The organism is Candidatus Methylomirabilota bacterium (assembly GCA_035936835.1).
Lineage (GTDB): Bacteria > Methylomirabilota > Methylomirabilia > Rokubacteriales > CSP1-6 > AR37.
This window is the reverse complement of the sequence record DASYVT010000077.1, coordinates 1-22013: the sequence shown is the minus strand read 5'-3', so window position 1 is coordinate 22013 and position 22013 is coordinate 1. Positions and strand designations below refer to the sequence as shown.

The window sequence follows — 22013 nt, the reverse complement described above, 5'->3', positions numbered from 1 at the left end:
GGCCAGCCGCATCACGATCATCTCCTACGGCAAGGAGCGGCCGGTGTGCACGGAGAAGACCGAGGCCTGCTGGGGCAAGAACCGGCGCGACAACTTCCTGACAAAGACCCGTTAGCGTCACAGGGTCGGTGGTGATGCAGTTCGCGGTGACCAAGGGAAGCCTCTGGCTCCCCTTGGTCTTTTAGGGGCCGGTTGCGGGGAATGCGGGTTTAAGGAAACCCCCGTGGCCGTTGTGGTCTTCAGCCTCGACCGTTGGGCCGAGAGGCGGACCGATTGTCGAAGTCGAGCACCAGCTCCTCGATCTCCGCCCCCGTCAGTCTATGCGGGCGGGCGGCCTGCTGAACCGAGGTCTCGCCGTTCAGGATGCTGACCCCCAAGGCCACCTGCTGCTTCGCCGTCCGGCGTTGGACCTCGTCGGGAGGCTCATTGGCCATCGCCGTCCACCTGCTGCCGTGATCGAATCACGGCACATCAGCGGACTCAAATTCGAGGGGAGCAGCAGAAGCGAGCGGCCTAACGCAGGTGTCCACCGAACTGGGGACGTTCCACGCGAGCCCGAGGACCCACTTCGCTGAGGGGGGAGGTAGATATGTGTCACTTTGCCGGGACGGCGTCGAGGGTGAAGCGCTGGAAGAAGCGCCACATCTCGAGGTTGGCGTCCACGAGCGCCGTCGAAGGCCCGAGGAGACGCGGGAGATAGTCCTGGAGCCCGCCGGGCCAGACATGGCCGGTGCCCGTGAATTTCCACAATGCAACCTCGGCCCCTTCCCTGCACGGCGCCCAGACGTAGCGCGTCGCCGTGTGGCCGGCTTCCTTCGATCCCGCCTGCCCCGTCAGCTCGGCGGTGACGCGCGCGTCGGTCGGGCAACCGATGCTCGCGGCCCAATCACGGATCGTCGGCTCGACGCCGGAATGGAATACTTGCAAGGTGGTCATCGGGAAGGGCGGCCCAAGCCCGCCAGCGTAGAGCGCGCGGGGATCGTCCATGCTGTGGAAATGCATGACGGGAACGGGCCGGGCCGGGCCGCCCGCCGTGAGCACTTTCGCACCCGCCACCGGGGCGATGGCCGTGATGCGCTCGGAAGCTTCGACGGCGAGGCGCCAGGCCATCATGGCGCCGTTGGACAGCCCCGTCGCGTAGACGCGCCGCCGGTCCACGGGCTGGCGCGCCTCGAGGTCGGCGAGGAGCGCCAGGGTGAAGCCGACGTCGTCCACCTTGTTCGTAACCGAGTAAGCACAGCAGGTGCCGGCATTCCACGTCAGCAGCCGGTCCGACATGCGGCCGGTGCCGTCGGGATAGACGGCGAGGAAGCCCTCGGCGTCGGCGAGCGCGTCCATACGCGAATACTTCTGCTGGTTCTCGGCGTTGCCACCGCCGCCGTGGAAGTTGAGGATGACGGGAAGCGGGCGCTCCTCGCGCGCGGCCGGCGGCACGTGGACGATGTAGGAGCGCTGGCGCCCGCCGTGCTCGAGCGCGATGCGATGGTCCCCGGGAGCGAGGGCGGCCCACACCGGGCCGGCGCAGAGCGCCACGAGCGTGAGCGCAAGGGCCGCGGCCCTCACGGCGCCGCTGCCAGAAGACTCATGGCGCCGCGGCCAGAAGACTCATAATGACCGCTCCATCCAGATGTCCGCGCGGTGGTTGTCGTTGTAGCGCGGGATCTCGCTGAAACCGTAGGCGCGGTAGAGGTGGACGGCGGCCTCGAGCTTGGCCTGGGTGTCCAGGCGCAGCGCGCGGCAGCCGAGCCGGCGCGCCTCGTCGAGGCAGGCGTTCATGAGCCGGCGGCCGAGCCCCCTGCCCTGGCGGGACGGCCGGAGCCACATGCGCTTGAGCTCGCCCAGCCCTGGCTCGAGGAGCCTCACCGCCGCCGTCCCCACGACCTCGCCCGCCGGGTCAGCGACCAGCAGCAGCACGCCCGTCCTGCCGTCGTACTCCTCCCGCCAGTGTGCGATGTCGTGGTCGAGGCCGTCGGCGTCGAGCGCGTCGCCGATGAAGGCGAGATAGTCCGCGAGCTCGCGCGCGACCGCGGCGTGGTCCTCCGGCAGCGCGCGCCGTATGGTGAAGCTCGCCGTCATGTCCTCTTGCGCGCGTGGGAAGCGAGCCCCCGCTCCCAGAGATATTCCGTCTCGCCGCCCTTCTTGCCGACCCAGCGTGAGAGCACGAACAGGAGGTCGCCCAGCCGGTTGACGTAGGCGAGCGGCCAGGGGCTCAGCGGCTCGACGCGCGAGAGCGCCAGGATCCGGCGCTCGCCGCGGCGGCAGACGGTGCGCGCCTGGTGGAGGAAGCCGCCGACGCGCCCACCGCCCGGGAGCACGAAGGACTTGAGCGGGGCCAGGTCCTTCTGACACTGGTCCATCAGCGCCTCGAGCGCTTTGACCTCCGCCTCGCCCACGCGGTGCATGCCCTCGTAGGCCGCGTCGTCGGGCGTCGCCAGCTCGCTGCCCAGATCGAACAGCTCGTTCTGGACCTGGCGGAAGATGCCGTCGAGCCAGCGCGGCGCCTTTCCCTTCTTGAGGCGCTCCGCGTTGAAGACGCGCGCGAGGCCGATGATCGAGTTGAGCTCGTCGATCGTGCCGTAGGCCTCGATGCGGGGGGCGTCCTTCGGGACGCGACGCCCACCGACGAGGGCGGTGTCGCCCTTGTCGCCGGTGCGGGTGTAGACGCGGGTGATGCGAATCGCCATGCGGGAACCCTCCTGCGACGAGGCTAGCACATTGGTACACTCGTAACATGGCCGACTGGAGGGAGAACCTGGTGGAGTCGCGCGAGGGGATCGCCTCGATCCTCGCTGAGACGAAGCGCATCGCGGTGCTCGGCATCAAGACAGAAGCCCAGCGCGGCCAGGCGGCCTTCTACGTCCCCGAGTACATGGCGGAGGCCGGCTACGAGATCGTGCCCGTCCCCGTCTACTACCCGGACGTCAGCGAGATCCTCGGGGAGCCCGTGTACCGAACGCTCGCGGAGATCCCGGAGCCCGTGGACATGGTCAACGTCTTCCGCCGCGCGCAGGATATCCCGCCGCACCTGCCCGACATCCTCGCGGCAAAGCCGCGCGTCGTCTGGATGCAGCTCGGCATCAGGAACGATGAGGTCACCCTAGCCCTCGCGCGCGCGGGCATCAAGGTGGTGCAAGACCGCTGACTCATGGTCGACCACCGCCGGCTCCGGCGGTAACTCGAGCCGGTCGCGGTTTAGAGACGGGGCAGAACGGTTGCCGCGAAGAGCTGGGTACCTTCCGGGCGGGGCGCGTCAGCGAAGTTGACCGTGAGCCGATGGGCCCCGCGCCCGATCACGCCCAGCAGCGTCTCGGTCACCTGGGCCGGCGTGCCGGCCAGGCGGATGTCCTGCATGGGCCGGATGTGAGGCTGCGTCTTCAGCCGCTCGACCTCGCCCTCGGTCTCGGCGATCAGGATGCCGACGCGGATGACCTGCGTGATCTCGTCATAGTCCCGCCCGACATCCCGGCAGTGGCTCTTGAGCACTTCCTGCTTGTGAGCATACGTCGCGTCGTCGCGGAAGCTGTAGTTCCACCAGTCGGCGTGCTTCGCCACGGCGCGCAGCAGGTATTTCTCGCCGTGGCCGCCCACGACGATGGGCGGAATGGGGTCGGGCTTCGGCTCGCAGTAGGCGCCGCTGATCTGATAGTGCTCGCCCTGGTACGTCGCCGGCGACCTGGTCCACATGAGCCGGATCAGCTCTATGGCCTCGCTCAGTTGGGCGATGCGAACGCGCGTCGGCGGGAAGGGCCAGCCGTAGGCGCGATACTCCTCCTCGTTCCAGCCGGCGCCGATGCCCAGGATGACCCGCCCGCCGGACAGCGCCTGCGCGGGCGCGACCATCTTGGCCAGGTGCGCCGGATTGCGGAAGCTATTGCAGAGCACTTCGTGGGTGCAGAGCTTGTCGGGATAGCGCGCGAGCGCAAACGCGAGGAGCGTCCAGCCTTCGGCGACCTTGTTCGCGCCGTACTGGACATGGTCGGGGAATCAGAGCGACTCGAAGGGGCCGACGCTTTGATCCAGGTACGGGAAGAGGCTCTCTACCAGCCTCGACCAGACATTGAGACCCACGGGTACGGGCATCGACGGCTCGGCTCCTAGAACCAGCTGGACTTGTCGACCACGTTTCGCAGGGGCTGCCCGGCCAGGAAGCGGCGGCTATTGTCGAGCAGGATGTCATAGCGGCGCTCGTCCAGGTAGGGACCAAAGCCGGCGGTGTGCGGCGTGATGAGCACGCCGGGCATGGTCCACAACGGGTGATCGGCCGGCAGCGGCTCCTGCTCGAAGACGTCGAGCCCGGCCCCGGCGATCTCGCCGGCCTCGAGCGCGGTGGCGAGGTCGTCGAGACGCGTGGTCATGCCGCGGCCGATATTGATAAAGAAGGCGCCGCGCTTCATGAGCCGGAACCGCGCGCGATTCATGAAGCCTTCGGTGGCCGGCGTATGCGGCACGGTGAGGATGACGAAATCGGCCCGCGGCAGGAGTGAGTCGAGCGCCTTCTGGCCATAGAGCTCCGCCACGCCGGGCGGCGCCTCCCGGCGGCGCGCGTCCACCCCGATCACCCGCATCCCGAAGGCGGCTGCGAGTCGCGCGGCCTCCGCGCCTATGCCGCCCACTCCGACGATGAGCGCCGTAGCCTCGGGTAGGTGGATGACCCCGGTGTCGTGCACCGCCGGGCGCCACTCCCGCTTGAGCTGTTGCGGCAGGTACTGATGCAGCCCGCGCGCGAAGGCCAGGATGAAGGCCATGATGTGCGCGCCGATATGGTCGTTATAGATCTCGCGGAAATTGGTCACGACCGCCGGGTGCGCGATCAGCTCCGGGTAGTACCAGCCGGCGGGCGGCGCCGCCTGGGGCGCCTGGATCCAGCGGAGCCGCGAAGCCTCTCGCAAGAGGGCGGGCGCCATGGTTCCGAAGGCGGCCTCAGCCCGGCCGACGGCTCCCGCAGCCTCGGCCCCGTCCTCGGCGACGACAACGGACAGCTCCGGGAGCGCGGCGGCGAGGCGCTTGGCCCATTCGCGCGTAGTCGAAGTCTGCGGCGGCAGCATGAGGAGAGTCGCGGCCATCGGACCTCGACACTACGCGCTATCGACGGTGCCGGTCAACCTGGGGCTAGCGCCGGCGGAGCGAGGCGAGCGCGGTGCCCAGCGCCGCCGCCTCGTCGGGCGACAGCGCGCTCTCGCCGAACCGGCAGCGCTCGTAGGCGGCCGTGAGCCGCGCGACGGCCGACGCAAACGCGGGGGCCGCGCCCTCGACGCGTTGCGAGAACTCGCGCGCCGTCTCCGTTGAGCCCCGGCGGAAGCCGCGCCGCGCCAGCGCCCGCAGGGCCTGGAGGTAGAAGCTCGGCACGGCGGCCGCGGCCGCGCGGCGCACGGCGCCCGGCGCATGGCGCCGGAGGAACCAGGCCGCGACGAGCATCGACACCACGAGCGCGGCCACCCACCCGCGCGGTACGGCGCGCAGCGAGTCGCGCCAGCCCAGCAGGGAGCCGCGCCACTCCGAGGCCCCGCGGTGCACGGAAGACGCCATGCCCACCTGGTCGCGCAGGCTCCAGTTGACCACGTAGCGATACCACCGCATGCGGAGCGCGTCGAGGTAGAGCGCCGCCGCGCTCCGCGCGCCGAACGCCTCCTCGGCCGCGGCGCGCGGCGAGGGATCGAAGGTGACCCAGCCCGGGCCGTCGAGGAACGCCTCGACCCAGGAGTGCGCGTCCTTCATGCGGACCATGAAGTAGGCGCCGTACGGGTTCCAGTCTCCACGTTGGAAGCCGCCGATGACTCTCGCCGGGATGCCGACGCTCCGCAGCATGACGGCCATCGCGGCGGCGAAGTACTCGCAGTTGCCCGAGCGCCGCACGAAGAGGAACTCCTCGAGCGGATCGAGCCTGGTCTCCTGTTTGAGGACGAGCGTGTACGTGAACTGGGTGCTCAGGTAGTGATTCAGCTTGAGGGCGGCCTCGTAGGGACTCCGGCTGCCCGCCGTCACCTCGCGCGCGAGGGCCGGGATGCGGTCCGGCAGAGGCGGCAGCTGGAGATAACGCGGAGCCCCCGGCGGCTGCGTCTCAATCGGCCACGCAGCGTCGCGCAGGCCCCGGGGTGGAGTCACCTCGAGCTCCGAGTCCACCGAGTACTGGAGCCGCGCTGACGACGCGGGCGTGGTGATGCTGCCCATATCGTCGAGCCCGACGGCGCCCAGCCCCATCTCGATGCGGAGCGCCTGCGGGGCGACGAACACAGCGTCGGTGCCAATCGATTCGAGAAAGATCTCCTGGCGCACGAGGGGCCCGGGGCCCCGGGGCTCGGTGACGCGAAACACGCCGGTCGGATCGCGCCGGAGGAGCCCGCGCCGGCGCGGGCCCGCCTCCCAGATGCGCCCGTCGAAGCGGTCGAAGGCGAGCCCGCGCCAGCGAAGGTTGGGCAGCCGCTCGGGGTCCTTCACGCTCTCCGGGAAGCGCACCCGCATCACCACCGTCTCGTCAGTCTCGATCTCGCCGTACGCGCCCAGCTCCACGCGATCGGAGAAGCCGGAGATGCGCTTGCCGAGCTCGGCGCGGAAGGGCAGCGTCGCCTGCCCCACGCGCGGGATGATGAAGAACATCATGCCCGCGAGCGCGAACGTGCCCGCCGCCGCCGCGAGCGAGATCCTGAAGAGGGGGCTCCGCGGCCCGATCCCGCCCGCCGTGAGATCCGTGACGCCGATCTTCGCCCGCTCCGACTCGGAGACGACGTGGTGCAGGATCAGCATCCAGGTCCCCAGCAAAAGGAAAGCGATGAAGACGAAGAGGAAGCTCACGTTGAACGTGACGGCCGAGGCCGCCACCAGCATGAAAAAGGAGAGGAAGCCCGCGTCCCGCAGGTCCTTCAGCGAGCGGCGGCGGAAGAGGCGCATCAGGATCAGAAAGAGCAGGAGATGGACCATGCCGTCGAGGAGGCTCTGGGCGAGGTAGAGCAGGTCGAGCGCGATCGCGACGGCCGCGGCCACGACGAGAGCCCAGGCGAAGATCGGGCGGACCGGCATGCGGTCGCGCACCTGGTCGATGACCCAGCTGCCTGTAAGGGCGAGCGCCAGGATAGCCCCGCCGACCGGACCCAGCAAACCCGCCAGGGCGAGCGCGGCGACGCCGGTGCAGACGAGGAGGTACGTGATGAGGCGGAGTGCTAAGAGCGCGGACATTCAGTCGAGCTCCACGCGCACTTCGCGCAGCGAGCGCCAGCCTCGGGCGTCGGGCCCCGGTTCTGCCGCGCCGGCCACGGGCGCGCGCGGATCGTAGAGGGCCAGCTCCGTCAGGATGCGGCGCGCTTGGCCGAGCCCGCGCCCGAGCGGCACGAAGAGCCCCGAGCCCGTGAGCTCGACCCCGGCGCCGACGCGCGCCAGGTGCGACGCGATGGAGGCCGCGTCGGAGAGGGCCGCCTCGAGCCTCGCCGCGTTCCGCTCGCCCCTGCCTGACAGGACGACGCGCGTGTCCTCGGTCGTCTCGGCCTCCATCTCGCGCACCAGCAGCGACTCGACCTTGGCGCTCGACCGCCAGTGGATGAGGCGCGGATCGTCCCCTGCCCGGTAGGCGCGGAGGTTGTACAGGTCGTGGCCGCGCCCGCGCCGGCGCACCGCCGAGGTGCCGTCGCCCACAAGGAGGAGAAGCGACTCGGGCGAGATCGGCCGCACCGCGGGAAAGACGAGCACCTCGCGGTCGAGCATGACGCGGCCCGCCTTGAGGAAGAGCCCGAAGGGGAAGCGGGTGGTCAGCCGCACGCCGGCCAGGCGCTGGCGACCGCGGGCCGGCAAGATCTCTTCCCATGTCAGCAGCCGGTCGCGGCCGGCCTCGAGCCGCGGCAGGTAGATGAAGCGCGTCGGTCCGCCGCGTGTGAGCAGCTCGAGCGTGACCGAGTACGAGGTCAGCCAGCGCTTGCTGTTGGCGAGCACGGCGCCGAAGAGCGCGGGGGCGCCCGCGTAAATCTCCTCGGGCGCGTCGGCATCGAGGCGCAGGCCGCGCATCGACTGTTCCGACAGCACGCCGGAGACCACGATGAGGCTCAGCAGGAGCGAGACGAGGAGGTAGAGGAGGTTGTTGCCCGTGTTGATCGCCGCGACGCCGAGACCGATGACCACGAACAGGCACCACCAGCCGTCACGCGTCGGCCAGATGGTGCGGCGCGGCCTGAACGGCCGCCACCACCATTCGCTGTCCATTAGGCGCCTCGCGGGGGCGGGTAGGCGCCTCACGGGGGCGGGCAAGCGCCTCGCGGGGGCGGGCAATCTCTTCGGGAGGACGGGCCACTTCATGACAGCGGTGCGGCGCTCAGCGCGGGACGGGAACGTCCTGGACGATCGAGCGCAGCACGGCTTCGTCGTCCATGCCGCCGCCCTGCGCGCCGCGGCCCTTGACCATGACGCGGTGGGCGAGCGCCGGGACGGCGAGGCTCTTGACGTCGTCGGGCACGAGGTAGTCCCGGCCGTCGGCGAGCGCCTGCGCCCGCGCCGCGCGCAGGAGCGCGAGCGACCCGCGCGGGCTCACGCCCAGCGAGAGCAGCGGGGACGTTCGCGTGGCGGCGACGAGCGCCATGATGTAGTCGAGCACCGACTCGTCGGCCCGCACGCGGTCGGCCTCCTCCTGGAGCGCCATCACGTCTTCCGCCTGGAGGACCGGCACCAGGGTCTCGAGCGCGGGCGAGCCCGCGCCGCGCAGCACGGATTTCTCGTCCGGCGCGCCGGGATAGCCGATGCGGATGCGCAGGAGGAAGCGGTCCAGTTGGGACTCGGGCAGCGGGTACGTGCCCTCGTGCTCGCGCGGGTTCTGGGTCGCGAGCACCATGAAGGGCCGCGGCAGCGGGTACGTCGTGTGGTCGAGCGAGACCTGCGCCTCGTTCATGGCCTCGAGCAGGCTCGACTGGGTCTTGGGCGTGGTGCGGTTGATCTCGTCGGCCAGCACGATGTTGGTGAAGAGCGGGCCCGGCTTGAAGACGAACTCGCTCTTGGCCGGATCCCAGATGCTGACGCCGATGACGTCGGACGGTAGCATGTCGGAGGTGAACTGGATGCGCTGGAAGCCGGCGCCGATGGAGCGGGCGAGCGCCGCGGCCAGCGTGGTCTTGCCGACGCCCGGGACGTCCTCGATCAGGAGGTGCCCGCGCGCGAGAAGTCCCACGACGGCAAGCCGGACGACCTCGGGCTTGCCCACGAGGGCGCGGCCGACGCTGGCCTCGAGACGGTGGATCAGATCGAGCGCATGGGACATGGACTTCCAATATACACCGGCGCCCCGGCCGGCCACGACTGTCAGCCGGGGCGCGCTGCCGCTCACGAGGTGAACAGCGCGCGGGTCAGGTCGCGCCGGGCCTCGAAGCCCTCGACGGCACGCTCCACCCGGCTCTTCGGCAGAATGGGCGCGGCGACGACGACGTTCCAGATAACGAGATTGCGCATGGCTTGCCTCCCTCGGACCCATAGGGTGCAAGTCATCTGCCAGCGCCACGTCCCGCCTCCCCAAGGCGGCTCCGCCTGTGATCCGGCTTCAAGAGCAACAAGTTAGGTCGAGCGGACGGTCGCTGGGCGCGAGGAAAACGACACTCTTGGACACCGTCCCTGCCGCTCCCGAGCAGTCCCGCGATTCCCCTTGACTCCCCGTTCCCGCTGCGGCATCTTCGCCGCACTCGGGGCACGTACCGGCAGGTCCACGCTTCGGGTTCCCAGGGGGTCCTTCCTTCACGAGCGAATAGAGAAGGGGAGCCACGATGCACACCGACAACTCTGGCCCGAAGGGCGGTCGCCGGCGAGTCGACCGACGCGAGTTCCTGAAGCGAGCAGGATGGAGCGGCATGGGCGTGACGGCCCTCGTCGCCGCCACGGGTCGGGGGCGAGTGTCCGCCGCGACCCCGTCCTCGTACCCCGACTGGATCCCGGCCAGCACCAAGCCCCCGAAGCGCGGAGGCGTCCTCAACCGTGCCTCGGTCTGGGACCCGCCGGTGATCGATCCCCGCCACACGCAATCGATCGGACTTTTCCAGTTCGCCGGGCTCACCAGCAGCCGCCTCATCCGGTACGCGTTCCCCGAGGAGGCGAACAGCACCAACGACGTCACTCTGAAGGGCGACCTCGCCGAGTCGTGGCAAAGCAACGCCGACCATCGCGTGTGGACCTTCAAGTTGCGGCAGGGCGTCAAGTGGCAGAATCTGCCGCCGCTTAACGGGCGCGAGCTGGTCGCGGCCGACGTCAAGTACTGCTACGAGCAGTACGCGAAGGAAGGCGTGCAGGCGTTCACGTTCCAGGAAATCGAGGGCATGGAGACGCCGGACAAGCACACCCTGCGCGTCCATCTCAAGACGCCGAACACGCTGTTCCCGCAGAACGTCGCCGAGTCTGTCACGGTGATCTTTCCCCGCGAGGTCCTGGAGGAGGACGGCGATCTCAAGAAACGCCTGATCGGCACGGGCCCCTACATCCTCAAGGAGCACACCCGCAAGGTGCGCGTCGTGCTCCAGCGGAACCCCGACTACTACGACAAGGGCCGCCCCTACATCGACGAGTACGTGATCCTCTCGACTCCGGATTTCGCGACGCGGAAGGCGGCGTTCCGGACGGGCCAGAGCGACATCCTGCAGGTGGCGAGCCTCTCCGAGGTTGAGGTTGTTCGCAAGACGAATCCTTCGGCCGTCGTGCAGGAGTACAAGAACGTGCTGGCGCCGTTCGGGCTGGCGCTCGCGCAGGACAAGCCCCCCTTCAATGACGTGCGCGTGCGGCGCGCGATCTCGATGGCCATCGACCGCCAGAAGCAGGTGGACACGGTCTATGAGGGCCACGGCATCCCAGGCTGGGGCGTCCCCTACTTCTATTATCAGGACACGGCGCCGACGCTGAAGGACCTCGGCCAGTGGTGGCAGTACCGGCCGGAGGTGGCGAAGAAGCTCCTGGCGGAGGCCGGCCACGCCAAGGGCTTCGAGACGACGCTGTTCTACTACGAGTACTTCCCGGAGATGACGTCCCAGGTCCAGATCGTACAGCAGGACCTCAAGAAGAACCTCAACATCGACGTGAAGATCACGAAGCTGGATTACACGACCTACTACGGCCGCTACGTCGACAGCAAGTGGGACGGCATGTCCTGGGGCTTCCAGTCGGGCCACGCGGTCGGGCTGGACGAGCGGACCTACATGTACATGCACTCGAAGTCCACGAAGAACTTCTTCCGCGTCAACGATCCCGTCATCGACGAGCTGACCATCAAGCTGCGGCGGACGCCCGATCGGGCCGAGCAGCGTGCGATCACCAAGAAGATCGTGGACCGCGAGCTCGACCAGGTGCTCAGGATGTGGATGCCCTACGATGCCGGCTTCTTCCTCTACCAGCCTCATCTGAGGAACATGGCCGCGTTGGCCCTCCGGCGCACCGACGGCTACGGGTCGCCGGCCACCACCCGGACGTGGCTCGAAAAATGATGGCGACCCGGGAGGTTGGCATCGGGTAGCCGGGGCGCCATGTACAAGTACGTGATCCGACGGCTGCTGCTGTCGGTCCCGGTGCTCCTGCTCTCCTCGTTGATCGTCTTCGGGCTCATGCGCGTCATGCCCGGCGACGCCCTGACCGCGTTGATGGGCGAGTCCGGCAACGTCAGCGCGAAGGATCTCCAGAAGCTGCGTATGGACCTCGGCCTCGACCGGCCCTATTACCAGCAATACGGGATCTGGCTCTGGCAGATGGTGAGCCTCAACCCGGGTTACTCCATCTTCACGAACGAGCCGATCCCGGTGGCGCTGAAGAAGGCGATCCCCGTCACCCTCGAGCTGGCGATGCTGGCGATCATCCTGGGCCTCACCATCGCGATTCCCGTAGGGGTGCTCTCGGCAACGAGACAGGACACGGCCTCCGACTACGTCGGGCGCGTCGTCGCCGTCTCCGGCCTCTCGATACCCGACTTCTGGCTCGGGACCCTCGTCATCACCTTCTCGGCGATCTGGTTCCACTGGATCCCGCCGATCGGCTACGTGAGCCTCTGGGACCAGCCGTGGAAGAACCTGCAGCAGGTTCTCCTGCCGGCGGCCATCCTCGGCTTCCGCCTGTCGGCGGCGACGATGCGCATGACGCGCTCGACCGTGCTCGAGGTGCTGCGCGAGGACTACGTGCGCACGGCGTGGGCGAAGGGTCTGGCCGGCAAGGTCGTCGTCTACAAGCACGCGCTGAAGAACGCGCTCATCCCCGTGGTCACGATCGTCGGCGGCCAGCTCGGCGTGCTCCTGGCCGGCACGGTCGTGGTGGAGACGATTTTCGCGTTGCCGGGGATGGGACGGCTCACCGTCGAGGCGATCCTGTATCGCGACTATCCGATCGTGCAGACCAACGTCATGCTGATCGCCGCGACGCTCGTCACGCTGAACCTGGTCGTGGATCTGACGTACGCGTGGCTCGACCCGCGCATCCGGTATTCGTGAGGCGCTGATGGCGACGTTCCCGGTCCGCGTCGCGACCTTCGAGGCCCGAGACATCACCACCATCAGCCGGGGGCAGCTCCTCTGGCTCACGATGAAGCGGAAGCCCCTGGGCGCGGCCTCGGCCGCGCTCCTGGTCGTGATCGTGCTGACCGCCCTCTTCGCTCCTCTCCTCGCGCCCTACGATCCGCTGGCGATCGAGCCGGAGATCCGCCTCTCGGCGCCCAGCCGCGCGCACCCGTTCGGCACCGACGACATCGGCCGCGACGTGCTCAGCCGCATCATCTACGGCGCCCGGATCTCGCTCTGGGTCGGGATGCTCGCAGTCGGCATCGGCACGGCGGCGGGCATGGTCATCGGGCTCCTCTGCGGCTACTGCGAGGGCCGCCTCGACCTGATCGTCCAGCGGGTCATGGACGCGGTGCAGGCGATCCCCGGGCTCGTCCTGGCGCTGGCGATCGTCTCCGTGCTGAAGCCGAACACGACCAACGCGATGATCGCGATCGCCATCGTCATCATCCCAGGCAACTCGCGCATCGTGCGCGGCGCCGTGCTCTCGGCAAAGCAGAACCGCTACGTCGAGGCGGCCCAGGCCATCGGCTGCCGCCACCCGCGGATCATCCTCACCCACATCCTGCCCAACGTGACGGCGCCGATTCTCGTCATCGCCTCGATCTGGCTCGGCAACGCCATCCTCATCGAGGCCACGCTGTCCTTTCTCGGCGTCGGCACGCAACCGCCGACGCCGTCGTGGGGGCTGATGCTCTCGAGCACGGGCCGCGCCTTCATGGAGCAGGCGCCGTGGCTCGCCATCTTCCCCGGCCTCGCGATCAGCCTCGCCGTCCTCGCCTTCAACCTCTTCGGCGACACGCTGCGCGACGCCTGGGACCCCAAGCTCCGCCGACAGGGCTGAGCCGCTTGCGGGCTACTTCGCCTTCAGCGTGACGTCTGTGAGCAGGGGTTCCGTGGCTGATCATGGCCTTGATGTCGCCTACGCGCTCCGCCGGCCGAATGCGCCTTGACGTCGCGATCGTTTCGGCACATCCTCGGATGCATTGGCGATGACCGTTCGCATCAAGATCCTCGCTCTCTCCGTCGGCCTGCTCCTCATCTTTGCCGCCGTCCTCGTGGTCTCTATCGCGATGCAGCGGCGGACCAGCCACCAGGTCGCGGTCATCATCGAATTTCACCTCCCCCTCGCCACGGTGATTGCCGATCTCGATGTGGCGACCGACCAGTTCGAGCTCATTCTGCAGCGTCTGCTGCTGCTGCCGGAAGTCACGCCGGCGGCGGTCGAGGCCGGACGGCGCGCCCTCGACTTGAACAAAACCCGCATCGCCTCCGACTTCCACCAGGCCGACGCCCTGGTCGATCGGGCCCTCGGCGACCCACGCACGGACCCCGCCGATCGACTTGTCCTCGCCAAGGTGCAGCGCTCCCTCGTGTTCCTGAGACGGCTGGAGGAGCCCTTTTTCGCTCTCGGCGAGGAGGTCGTGAGCGAACTGGAGGCCGGCCGCACGAAGGAGGCCCGCGCCCTCGCCCCGCGCTTCAAGCAATTCGAGCAGGCGTTGGGGCACGACATGGGCGCGCTGCGGGGCGAGTTGGCGGATCTGGCAAGGACCTCGGCAGAGACGACCTATGCTCAGGAGCAGAGGGTCCTGCGCCTCAACCTCCTCCTGTTCGCAATTGCGGTGGTCCTCGGCCTCGGCCTGAGCGCAGCGGGCGCGAGGCGGCTGGTCCGGGCCCTGTGGCGACTCGTCGAGGGGGTCAAGGCCATCGAGGCCGGAGACCTGGCGATCAGGCTCCCCGTGACGAGCCGGGACGAGATCGGACAGCTCGCGCAGGCCTTCAACAGCATGGCCGGGCAGTTGCGCAGCAATGAGCGGATCAAGGACACCTTCGGCCAGTACGTGGACCCCCGCATCGTGGCCCAGCTCATCGACACGACGAAGGAGGACATCGACCAGGCCGAGCGCCGGATCGCCACCGTCATGTTCTCCGACCTGAGGGGGTTCACGACGATAAGCGAGCAACTCACGGCGACGGCCATGGTCGCATTGCTCAACCGCTACTTTACCGTCGTCGCCGAGCAGATCCGCGCCCACAACGGTATATTGGAAAAATACATCGGCGACGCCGTCGTGGCCTTCTGGGCGCCGCCCTTCGCGCCCGGAGATACCCACGCGGCGTCCGCGTGTCTCGCCGCCCTCGCCCATCGCGACGCCGTCGTTGCGTTGCGACCCGAGCTGCCCCAGCTCCTTGGACTCAGACGGAACGTTCCCGACTTGACGGTGCGCATAGGGCTCGCGACGGGCGAGGTGGTGGTGGGCACCGTCGGGGCACCCACAGCCAAGACCTTCGCCGCCATCGGCGACACCACGAACCTAGCTTCGCGCCTCGAAGGCGTCAACAAGGTGTACGGCACCACGGTGATCGTGGCCGAGGAGACCCATCGCCTCGCCCAGCACGTGGTCGAGGCGCGCGAGCTGGACATCGTCGTCGTCGTGGGCAAGAGCGAGCCCATCCGAATCTTCGAGCTGGTGGGCCCCGCCGGCTCGGTCGAGAGCGGGATGCTCGAGCTGAGGGATCTCTATGTCACGGGACTCGAAGCGTACCGGCAGCGGGATTGGGACACCGCCGAGCAGCGGTTCCAGGACTGCCTGCGGCTCCGCCCCGACGACGGACCGTCGCGGGTGCTGCTCGAGCGAATCGCGGTATTCCGGGCGGTCGCTCCGGCGACGGACTGGAACGGGGTGTGGCGCCTCGACGAGAAGTGACCGGCGGGCTCTGCTTCCACACCGAGATGAAGCTCTGCACCGTGGCCGACTACGCCCGCTTCCCCGAAGACAGGAGCGGCCACCGCTACCCCTGGCCGCTGGTGTGATGAACCAGCGAGGACCGATCGTAGGCGTCACGGCCTTCGGCGGCGAGCGAGGAGGCGGCCGCCCGGCGGGGTGAGCGCCGAGCCTCACGCGGCCCGCCCTACTGGGCCTGGGCCACCCTGAGGCGCCGGGCCTTCGGGATCAACGTGCTCGCGTGCCCGCGCTGCGGCGGCCGGCTGAGGCGCATCACCCCGGTGGAGGCCCCGGCCGTGGGGGGCACGATCCTCGCGCCCCTGCGCCTGCTTCACCCGGCGGACTCTCCGGGGCCGGCCCCGCCGTCGGCCGACCTGCGCGCTGCCGCCCCCTCCCATCAGTCATCCGGCCCCGTCTCGGGGTTGGACGCTGCCCCTTCAGGACGCGTCTTGACTGCCCCGCGGGCGCCGGCGCAAGATCGTCGCTGATGACTGGCCCGGCTGCGGGATCCACGATGCGCGACGCGCGGTGCTCTCGGCGCCAGCCACCCCGCCGTCGGCGCCCGCCGGCCCCGGCCCGGTCTGACAATGGCCTTTCTGTCGCCTACGCGCCGCTCCGAGGGCGCAGGATCGTCGGAGGCTAACGCATGCGCATCGGATTCATCGGGCTCGGAAACATGGGTGGGCCGATGGCCCTCAACCTCATCAAGGCCGGCCACACGCTCGTCGTCTACGACGTGCGGGGCGAATCGGCGAAGCCGCACCTGGACGCGGGCGCCACATGGGCCGACGGCCCGAAGGACGTGGCGCATGCCGGCGAGCTGATCCTCACGTCGCTTCCGGGGCCGGCGGAGGTCGAAGCCGTCGCGCTCGGCCCGAACGGCCTTCTCGAGGGCGCGCAGCCCGGCAGCATCTACGCGGACCTCTCGACAAACTCGCCGACCGTGATGCGGAAAATCCATGCCGCGTTCAAGGTGAAGGGCGTGCACGTGCTCGACTCTCCGGTGTCGGGCGGGGTCGTCGGCGCCAAGCGCGGCAGTCTCCAGGTCATGATCGGCGGTGAGGAAGGCGTCTACAACGAAGTGAAGGGCGTGCTCGGCGCCATCGGCAACAACGTGGGCTACATGGGCGCCATCGGCTCCGGCACGATCGCGAAGCTCGTCCACAACATGATCAGCATCCTCTCGCGCTCGCTCATCGCGGAGGGCTTCACGCTCGGCGTGAAGGCGGGCGTGAAGCCCGAGGCGCTGCTGGAGGCGATCCGCGGTGCGTCGTACGGGCAGGGCCTGATCCTCTCGCACATGATCCCCGACGTCGTCTTCAAGGGGGAGTTCGACACCGTGCGCTTCGCGCTGAAGCTGGCGCGCAAGGACGTCGGCCTCGCGACGGCGCTCGCGCGCGAGTACGACGTCCCGATGCCGATGGCGGCGGTCGGCGAGCAGATCCTGATCGAAGCGATGGCGCGCGGCTGGGGCGATCGCGATTCGACCTCGCCGTGGGAGCTGCAGGAGGAAGCGGCGCGCGTGAAGGTGCGATCCACGAAATGAGCTTTGCGCTCGACGGCATCCGCGTGCTCGAGCTCGCGCGGTTCCAGGCGGGGCCACGCGGCGGGATGATCCTGTCCGACCTCGGCGCCGAGGTCATCAAGATCGAAGCGATCGGCGGCGAGGAGACGCGCAAGCACCCGCCGATGGTCCGCGGCCAGAGCGTCTACTTCACCGTCTACAACCGCGGCAAGAAGAGTATCTGCCTCGATCTGCGCAAGCCCGAAGGCAAGGACGTCTTCGCTGCGCTCGTGAAGAAGTCGGACGTCGTGCTGGAGAACTTCCGACCCGGCGTCATGAAAGCGATGGGCTTCGATTACGAGCGGCTGCGCGCGCTCAACCGCGGCATCATCCTCGTGTCGGTCTCCGGCTTCGGGCAGTACGGCCCGTACACCGAGCGGCCCGCGTTCGATTCGCTCGCCCAAGCGATGAGCGGACTCATGACGCTGACGGGCCAGCTCGAAGGCAAGCCGATCGGTACCGCGACGTCTGTCGCCGATCGCTACACTGCGCTGCACGCCACGATCGGCACGCTCGCCGCGCTCCGCCATCGCGACCGCACGGGCGAAGGCCAGCTCGTCGACGTGTGCCTGCTCGACTCCGCGCTGACGATGGTCGAGATCCCGACGTCGTACTACCTCGCGACGGGGCAGGAAGGCGGCGAGGGTGGCCGCCCGCCGTACAAGACGAAGGACGGCTACGTGGTCATCGCGGCGGCGGGACGTCACATGGCCTCCGCGCTCATGAAGATCGTCGGCGGTCCCGACGACGACACGCCGCTTGCCGGCAGCTCACCCGCGGCTGGGCGCCGCGCGAAGATCGACGCGTGGTGCGCCGCGCACACGAGCGACGAAGCGTGTGCCGCGCTGCAGGCGGCGGGCATTCCGTCAGCGCCGGTGCGGACGATCCCCGAAGTCGCGAAGGACGCGCATCTCTGGGAACGCAAGATGCTGGTGAAGATCGACGACGCGGTGGCGGGTGAGATGTACGTCCCCGGGGTGACGGTGAAGATGTCGAAGACGCCGGGCCGCGTCGGTCCGGTGCCGACCCCCGGCCAGCACACCGATGAAGTGCTCGGAGGCTTGCTCGACTACGACGCCGCGAAGCTCAGCGCGCTGCGCGGAGCATGCGCGATCGCGTAGCAGTTCCTTCAGCTTCGCGTCGAACGCCGCATACGGCTTTGCGCCGGAGATGAGCACGCCGTCGATGCCCGTGCCCACGGTGCGTCCGACGACGAAGCCCGGGAGCGTAGGCGACAGAAAGGCCCTTATCGGTGGGCCCCGGCGAGCGGTGCGAGCTCGCGTTCATGCTTGGCCCCTAGATACAGCGCGGACAACGGGGCCGTCAAGGAATTCTGGAGGAGCTGACCGTGGCCTGCTGGCGCCGGCAGATCGTAGGCTTTCGCAGGTCGGCGGCGAGCGAGGAGGCGGCCGCCCGGCGGGCTGAGCGCGGCGCATCACGCGGCCCGCGCTACCGGGCCTGGGCCACCCTGATGCGCCGGGCCTTCGGGATCGACGGGCTCGCGTGCCCCCGCTGCGGCGGCCGGCTGCGGCGCATCGCCACGCTGGAGGACCCGGCCGTGGTGGGCACGATCCTCGCGCCCCTGGGCCGGCTCCACCCGGCGGCCTCTCCGGGGCCGGCCCCGCCGTCGGCCGCCCTGCGCGCTGCCGGCCCCTCCCATCAGGAATCCGCCCCAGTCTCGGGGGTGGACTCTGCCCCGGCAGGACGCGTCTTGACTGCCCCGCGGGCGCCGGCGCAAGATCGTAGCTGATGACTGGCCCGGCGGGGGGATCAACGATGCGCTCCGCGCGGTGCTCTCGGCGCCAGCCACCCCGCCGTCGGTGCCCGCCGGCCCCGGCCCGGTCTGATCATGGCCTTTCTGTCGCCTACGCGCCAAACCGACACGCGCCGCGCGGACATGGGTATCATCGCGGCTGAGTCTCGGGGGAGCGATGGTGCCTGACGCGACGCGAGAGTGGCCCGAGTCGGCCCCTCAGGGGACGATCACCTTCCTGTTCACGGACATCGAAGGCTCGACGCAACGCTGGGAGGCCGGCGCCGGGGAGATGACGAAGGCGCTCGCCCTCCACGACGAGGTTCTTCGCGGCGCCGTCGAGCGCCACGGCGGCTGGTTGTTCAAACACACCGGCGACGGCATCTGCGCCGCCTTCCGATCCGCCCGGCACGCCGTCGATGCCGCGACCGAAGCGCAGCGAGCATTGGAGCTCCCCGTGCGAATGGGGATCGGAAGCGGCGAGGCGGAGCTCCGCGACAACGACTACTTCGGACCGGCCCTCAATCGCGCCGCGCGAGTCATGGCCGCCGGTCACGGCGGACAGATCCTCCTTGCCGCATCGACCGCCAGCCTGCTCGAAGATTCCGGCCTCATCGATCTCGGGGAGTACAGGCTTCGAGACCTCGCCGGCTCACAGCGCCTCTTCCAGGTTCAGGCTCCCGGGCTCGCGCAGCAGTTCCCGCCGCTGCGGACGCTCGACGCGGTGCCCGGAAACTTGCCGACGCAGGTGACGAGCTTCGTGGGACGTGCCGCCGAGATCACCGCGATCACGGGTGAGCTGCGGGCAAAGCGGCTCGTGACGCTCACCGGGGTCGGCGGCGTCGGCAAGACTCGCTTGGGATTGCACGTCGCCGCGGAGATGCTTCCGGAGTTTCCGGACGGCGCGTGGTTCGTCGAGCTCGCGCCGCTCGACACCGAGGACGCGCTCGTCGATGCCGTCGCGGCTGTCCTGAGCGTGTCTCCGCGACCGGAGCGAACGATGCGAGACTGTCTGGTCAATGCATTGCGCGAGCGTCGCCTGCTGCTCGTCCTCGACAACTGCGAGCATCTCGTCGACGAGGTAGCGCGTCTCGTCGAGACGATCCTCGGATCGTGCCCGGCCGTGACGATGCTCGCGACGAGCCGCGAGGGATTGGGCGTGAACGGGGAGCACGTCTGGCCCGTCCCGTCTCTCGGCGTTCGCGATCCTTCTTCGGGCGTCGAGCTCTTCGTGGACCGTGCGCGCGCAGTCGAGCCGTCGTTCGAGCTCGGCTCGGACGCGGACGTCGTGGCTGATCTCTGCCGCCGGCTCGACGGCATCCCTTTGGCGATCGAGCTTGCGGCGGCGCGCATGCGCTCGATGAGCCCGTCCCAGGTCCGCGATCGCCTCGACGAACGATTCAAGTTGTTGACGGGAGCGCGTCGCTCCCTCGAGAGGCATCAGACGCTACGCCACGCGATGCAGTGGTCCTACGACTTGCTGTCCGACGACGAGCGCCGGGTCTTGAATCGCGCCTCAGTGTTCGCAGGAGATTTCAGTCTCGAAGCCGCTCAACGAGTGTGCGGAGCAGGCGACACCGACGAGTTTCAGACGATCGACGTTCTCGACTCTCTCGTGCGCAAGTCCTTGGTTCACGTCAAGCGCAGCGGAGACGTCACCCGATACGGACTGTTGGAAACGATCCGGCAGTTCGGCGATGAGCAGCTCGGCGCGACGGACGATCTCGGCGCCGCCCGCGATCGACACGCCGCCTTCTTCGCCGGCTCGGCGGACGCGAACTTCAATCTGCTCCGAAGCCCGGACGCGCTGCTGGCTCATCAATGGGTCGAGCGAGAGATGGCGAATCTTCGTGCCGCGTTTCGGTGGGCGACGACTCGAGCAAGCGCCGACGTCGCGATCCGAATTGCCGCGGGCGCCCATGAGATCGCGCGATTCTCGTGTCGATACGACACGCTCGGGTGGGCCGCAGAGGTCGCGGACGTCGCTCGACGACTCGAGCATCGCCGATTGCCGCTGCTGCTGACGATGGCGTGCGACAGCAGCTGGACGCTCGGCAGGCTCGAGGAAGCGAGGAGCTTCGGAAGCGAAGCCCTTTCGCTTCTGGGCGACACCCGCTTTGATCCATTCATCTGGGCGTACACCGACCTGGCTATGATCACCGCATTCGAGGGCAACATTGACGGCGCGATCGAACTCTTACGAGCCGGATCGGAGAACCCCGAGGACGCGCACGATCGCTTCTGCGCGTCCGTCTTCCTGTACTTCCTGGCATTGAGTCGCAAGCAAGAGGCGCTCGCGATCGCCGACCGCGTTATCGCGGCGGCCGAGGCAACCGGTGTCCCCGTGTCAATCGCGATCGCCCTCAACAGCAAGGCCATCGCGTGCGCGGATGTCGACCCGGTTCTTTCCCTGGAGACGCACGAGCGCGCCCTGCGAGTCGCGCACGGGTGCGGAAACCGGTTCTTCGAAAACTCGATCCGGCTCGACATGGCCGCGCTTCAGGCTCGCTCGGGGACACCCGCGCTTGCCCTCACGACCTTCGCCGAACTGCTGGATGGCTGGCAGCTAGCGGGCGATCAGTTCCTCGGCATCGGCATGGGGCATCTCGTCGTCCTCTTCGACCGGCTCGGACGGTACGAAGCTGCGGCTACGCTCTACGGCGCACTCACTCGCGACGTCTCTCTGGACGGCCTCGTCGCCGGGCTTCCGAGTGTCGTTGAGCACCTCACCCAGACGCTCGGCGCGGAGACCTTCGCCGAGTTTCGAAGTCGCGGGGCGGCAATGACGCTGCGAGACGCCGGCGCCAACGCCCGAGGCGAGATCGCGGACGCCCTTGCCGCCATCGAGAGGTCGGCCTCGTAGCCCCGCTCGGCGGCGAGCGAAGAGGCGGCCGCCCGGCGGGCTGAGCGCGGAGCCTCACGCTGCCCGCGCTACTGGGCCTGGGCCACCCTAATGCGCCGGGCCTTCGGGATCGACGTGCTCGCGTGCCCCCGCTGCGGCGGCCGGCTGCGGTGCATCGCCACGGTGGAGGACCCGGCCGTGGGGGGCACGATCCTCGCGCCCCTGGGCCGGCTCCACCCGGCGGCCTCTCCGGGGCCGGCCCCGCCGTCGGCCGCCCTGCGCGCTGCCGCCCCCTCCTATCTGTAATCCGCCCCAGTCTCGGGGGTGGACTCTGCCCCGGCAGGACGCGTCTTGACTGCCCCGCGGTCGCCGGCGCAAGATCGTCGCGAATGACTGGCCCGGCTGGGGGATCACCGATGCGCTCCGCGCGGTTCTCTCGGCGCCAGCCACCCCGCCGTCGGTGCCCGCCGGCGCCGGCCCGGTCGGATAATCGCCTTTATGTCGCCTTGTATGAAGCGGCTGGCCGTGTCAAGTCGTGGTGTGTGTCTCCTTATGTTGGGTTCACATCGTCACGGCTGAGTCATGGGGCAGTGGGCTCTGGTCTCGCGAGGTTCCGTCAGCCTTGTATTCGCGCTCGTCAAGGGCG

The 22013-nt window shown here is 69.0% G+C and carries 19 protein-coding genes; 9 read left to right on the top strand and 10 right to left on the bottom strand.

Features of this window, described 5'->3' with window-relative positions:
• Window positions 1-239: 239 nt before the first annotated feature.
• The 4 genes from VGV06_06680 to VGV06_06665 form a co-directional block, all read right to left on the bottom strand.
• A complete protein-coding gene (locus VGV06_06680; protein ID HEV2054845.1) occupies window positions 240-434 on the bottom strand; it encodes a hypothetical protein in 195 nt (64 codons plus the stop codon).
• A gap of 160 nt (window positions 435-594) precedes the next feature.
• A complete protein-coding gene (locus tag VGV06_06675) occupies window positions 595-1563 on the bottom strand; it encodes a PHB depolymerase family esterase (GenBank protein ID HEV2054844.1) in 969 nt (322 codons plus the stop codon).
• 42 nt (window positions 1564-1605) lie between these two features.
• Complete coding sequence (locus VGV06_06670) at window positions 1606-2076, bottom strand: GNAT family N-acetyltransferase (protein HEV2054843.1); 471 nt, start codon at window positions 2074-2076, stop codon at window positions 1606-1608.
• Window positions 2073-2684 carry a cob(I)yrinic acid a,c-diamide adenosyltransferase gene (locus VGV06_06665; GenBank protein ID HEV2054842.1) on the bottom strand — a complete coding sequence of 204 codons (612 nt, stop codon included), beginning with the start codon at window positions 2682-2684 and terminating at the stop codon, window positions 2073-2075. Before VGV06_06665 ends, VGV06_06670 begins: the two co-directional genes overlap by 4 nt.
• A gap of 47 nt (window positions 2685-2731) precedes the next feature.
• Between VGV06_06665 and VGV06_06660 the strand changes: the two genes are divergently transcribed.
• Entirely contained in the window at window positions 2732-3142 is a 411-nt protein-coding gene (locus VGV06_06660) for a CoA-binding protein (GenBank protein ID HEV2054841.1), read from the top strand.
• A gap of 50 nt (window positions 3143-3192) precedes the next feature.
• Here VGV06_06660 and VGV06_06655 read toward each other — a convergent pair whose 3' ends face one another.
• From VGV06_06655 to VGV06_06630, 6 genes are all read right to left on the bottom strand, one after another.
• Window positions 3193-3882, bottom strand: a complete 690-nt coding sequence (locus VGV06_06655) for an LLM class flavin-dependent oxidoreductase (GenBank protein HEV2054840.1) — start codon at window positions 3880-3882, stop codon at window positions 3193-3195.
• 212 nt (window positions 3883-4094) lie between these two features.
• The gene (locus VGV06_06650; protein HEV2054839.1) at window positions 4095-5063 is read right to left on the bottom strand and encodes a D-2-hydroxyacid dehydrogenase; all 969 of its coding nucleotides are present in this window, start codon (window positions 5061-5063) and stop codon (window positions 4095-4097) included.
• A 46-nt stretch (window positions 5064-5109) separates the two neighbouring features.
• Window positions 5110-7170 (bottom strand): DUF3488 and transglutaminase-like domain-containing protein, encoded by a 2061-nt coding sequence (locus VGV06_06645; protein ID HEV2054838.1) that lies wholly within the window; start codon window positions 7168-7170, stop codon window positions 5110-5112.
• Window positions 7171-8184, bottom strand: a complete 1014-nt coding sequence (locus tag VGV06_06640) for a DUF58 domain-containing protein (GenBank protein HEV2054837.1) — start codon at window positions 8182-8184, stop codon at window positions 7171-7173.
• Window positions 8185-8293: 109 nt separating this feature from the next.
• The gene (locus VGV06_06635) at window positions 8294-9229 is read right to left on the bottom strand and encodes a MoxR family ATPase (GenBank protein ID HEV2054836.1); all 936 of its coding nucleotides are present in this window, start codon (window positions 9227-9229) and stop codon (window positions 8294-8296) included.
• Window positions 9230-9291: 62 nt separating this feature from the next.
• The gene (locus tag VGV06_06630) at window positions 9292-9417 is read right to left on the bottom strand and encodes a hypothetical protein (protein ID HEV2054835.1); all 126 of its coding nucleotides are present in this window, start codon (window positions 9415-9417) and stop codon (window positions 9292-9294) included.
• Window positions 9418-9809: 392 nt separating this feature from the next.
• Between VGV06_06630 and VGV06_06625 the strand changes: the two genes are divergently transcribed.
• The 8 genes from VGV06_06625 (at window position 9810) to VGV06_06590 (ending at window position 21673) form a co-directional block, all read left to right on the top strand.
• Complete coding sequence (locus VGV06_06625; GenBank protein HEV2054834.1) at window positions 9810-11426, top strand: ABC transporter substrate-binding protein; 1617 nt, start codon at window positions 9810-9812, stop codon at window positions 11424-11426.
• 39 nt (window positions 11427-11465) lie between these two features.
• Window positions 11466-12416, top strand: a complete 951-nt coding sequence (locus VGV06_06620) for an ABC transporter permease (GenBank protein ID HEV2054833.1) — start codon at window positions 11466-11468, stop codon at window positions 12414-12416.
• Between the two features lie 7 nt (window positions 12417-12423).
• Window positions 12424-13326 carry an ABC transporter permease gene (locus VGV06_06615; protein HEV2054832.1) on the top strand — a complete coding sequence of 301 codons (903 nt, stop codon included), beginning with the start codon at window positions 12424-12426 and terminating at the stop codon, window positions 13324-13326.
• A 148-nt stretch (window positions 13327-13474) separates the two neighbouring features.
• Window positions 13475-15190 (top strand): adenylate/guanylate cyclase domain-containing protein, encoded by a 1716-nt coding sequence (locus tag VGV06_06610; protein ID HEV2054831.1) that lies wholly within the window; start codon window positions 13475-13477, stop codon window positions 15188-15190.
• A gap of 664 nt (window positions 15191-15854) precedes the next feature.
• Window positions 15855-16754 (top strand): NAD(P)-dependent oxidoreductase, encoded by a 900-nt coding sequence (locus tag VGV06_06605; protein HEV2054830.1) that lies wholly within the window; start codon window positions 15855-15857, stop codon window positions 16752-16754.
• The gene (locus tag VGV06_06600; GenBank protein ID HEV2054829.1) at window positions 16751-17893 is read left to right on the top strand and encodes a CoA transferase; all 1143 of its coding nucleotides are present in this window, start codon (window positions 16751-16753) and stop codon (window positions 17891-17893) included. Before VGV06_06605 ends, VGV06_06600 begins: the two co-directional genes overlap by 4 nt.
• Window positions 17894-19342: 1449 nt before the next feature.
• Entirely contained in the window at window positions 19343-21388 is a 2046-nt protein-coding gene (locus VGV06_06595; GenBank protein HEV2054828.1) for an NB-ARC domain-containing protein, read from the top strand.
• Window positions 21389-21478: 90 nt separating this feature from the next.
• Window positions 21479-21673: a hypothetical protein gene (locus VGV06_06590; protein HEV2054827.1), complete on the top strand. Its 195-nt coding sequence runs from the start codon at window positions 21479-21481 to the stop codon at window positions 21671-21673.
• The last annotated feature ends 340 nt before the right edge of the window (window positions 21674-22013 follow it).